2 protein-coding genes and 1 pseudogene are annotated in these 1,796 nt (G+C 70.2%); 2 read left to right on the top strand and 1 reads right to left on the bottom strand.

Annotated features, from left to right (window positions below):
- Nucleotides 1-194 (bottom strand): annotated as a pseudogene (locus G3N92_RS33775) (DNA-protecting protein DprA); the annotation flags it as partial.
- Between the two features lie 226 nt (nucleotides 195-420).
- On the opposite strand from G3N92_RS33775, the gene def reads away from it, so the two are divergent.
- Together def and fmt are read left to right on the top strand one after the other, a co-directional pair.
- Complete coding sequence (gene def / locus G3N92_RS33770) at nucleotides 421-924, top strand: peptide deformylase (protein WP_206131833.1); 504 nt, start codon at nucleotides 421-423, stop codon at nucleotides 922-924.
- Between the two features lie 14 nt (nucleotides 925-938).
- Nucleotides 939-1,796, top strand: an 858-nt coding sequence (fmt, locus tag G3N92_RS33765) for a methionyl-tRNA formyltransferase (RefSeq protein WP_206131832.1), incomplete at its 3' end; no start/stop codon positions are given.

The following is a 1,796-nucleotide window of genomic DNA, read 5'->3' as shown; positions in this document are numbered from 1 at the left end:
CGCGGCGCCAGCACCGCGCGCGCCGCGGCCTCGCCGGCAACGGCGGCCAGCGCGGCATGCTCGGCGCCGAACAGCGCATCGATGGAATCGAACGCGCACAGCAATGCTTCGCCGGCGGCTGCCGTCAGGCCGGGCGCGGAGGCCAGATGCAGCCACGCGGCCAGCGTCTGGCGATCGGGCTGTGCGGGGTTCATGGGTGCCGCCCGAGCCGCGGCCAGCGATGCGCAGGCCGCCATGCTAAAATTTTCATCATCCGAAATACACAGAGCGATCGCGCGCACCCGCCCGCGGCGTTGGGCTGCGCGATGCATTCCGCGCGACTCGGGGCCTCATCTTCCGGGTATCGCGACGGCCCGGCCAGTCGGCCGAATGGCCGAGCCGCCCGCCCCAACCGCCCCAACCGCTTTCGAACCGAACATCATGGCGCTTCTGAACATCCTGCATTACCCCGACAAACGGCTGCACAAGGTGGCCAAGCCGGTTGCCGAGGTCAACGACCGCATCCGCCGCCTTGTCGACGACATGGCCGAAACCATGTACGACGCCCCGGGCATCGGCCTCGCGGCCACCCAGGTGGACGTGCACGAGCGCGTGATCGTGATCGACACCTCCGAAGACAAGAACGAACTGCAGGTCTTCATCAATCCCGAGATCGTCTGGTCGAGCGACGGCAAGCAGGTGTACGAGGAAGGCTGCCTGTCGGTGCCGGGCGTCTACGACGAGGTGGAGCGGCCCGAGCACGTGCGCGTGCGCGCGCTCGACCGCGACGGCAACGCGTTCGAGCTCGAATGCGAAGGCCTGCTGGCCGTCTGCATCCAGCACGAGATGGATCACCTGATGGGCCGCGTGTTCGTGCAATACCTGTCGCCGCTCAAGCAGACCCGCATCAAGTCGAAAATGAAGAAACTCGAACGCGAAGCGTGACGGACCGATCCTCCATGACTCACTCGTTGCGCGTCATCTTTGCCGGCACGCCGGAATTCGCCGCGGCGGCGCTCGCCGCGATCCACGAGGCCGGCTTTACGGTGCCGCTGGTGTTGACCCAGCCCGACCGCCCGGCCGGCCGCGGCATGAAGCTGCAGGCCAGCGCGGTCAAGCGCTATGCGCTCGAGCACGGCCTGCCTGTCGCGCAGCCGCCGTCGCTGCGCCGTAACGGCAAGTTCCCCGCCGAGGCCGCCGAGGCGATCGGCACGCTGAACGCCACGCCGCACGACGTGATGGTGGTGGCCGCCTACGGGCTGCTGCTGCCGCAGGAAGTGCTCGATATTCCGCGCCACGGTTGCATCAACATCCACGCGTCGCTGCTGCCGCGCTGGCGCGGCGCCGCGCCGATCCACCGCGCGATCGAATCGGGCGACGCCGACACCGGCGTCACGCTGATGCAGATGGACGCCGGGCTCGATACCGGCGCGATGCTGTCCGAGGCGCGCACGGCGATCGCCGCCGGCGACACCACGGCCTCGCTGCACGACACGCTCGCGGCGCTTGGCGCGAAGCTGATCGTCGAGGCGCTCGTGCAACTCGAACGCGACGGCGCGCTCGCGTCCACGCCGCAGCCGGCCGAAGGCGTCACCTATGCCGAGAAGATCGGCAAGCACGAGGCGGCGCTCGACTGGCGCGAGCCGGCCGACACGCTGGCGCGGCGGATCCGCGCGTTCGACCCGTTCCCGGGCGGCGCGGGCACGCTCGACGGCACGGTGCTCAAGCTGTGGGCGGCCGAGGCCGTCGAGGCGCGCGGCGCGGCCGAGCCGGGCACGATCGTCGAGGCGGGCGCCGACGGCCTCGTGCTCTCCTGC

Origin of the sequence: Burkholderia sp. Ac-20379 (genome assembly GCF_017104645.1) — a bacterium.
Lineage (GTDB): Bacteria > Pseudomonadota > Gammaproteobacteria > Burkholderiales > Burkholderiaceae > Burkholderia.
Note: the sequence above shows the minus strand (reverse complement) of the source record. Positions and strands in the feature narration are given on the sequence as shown.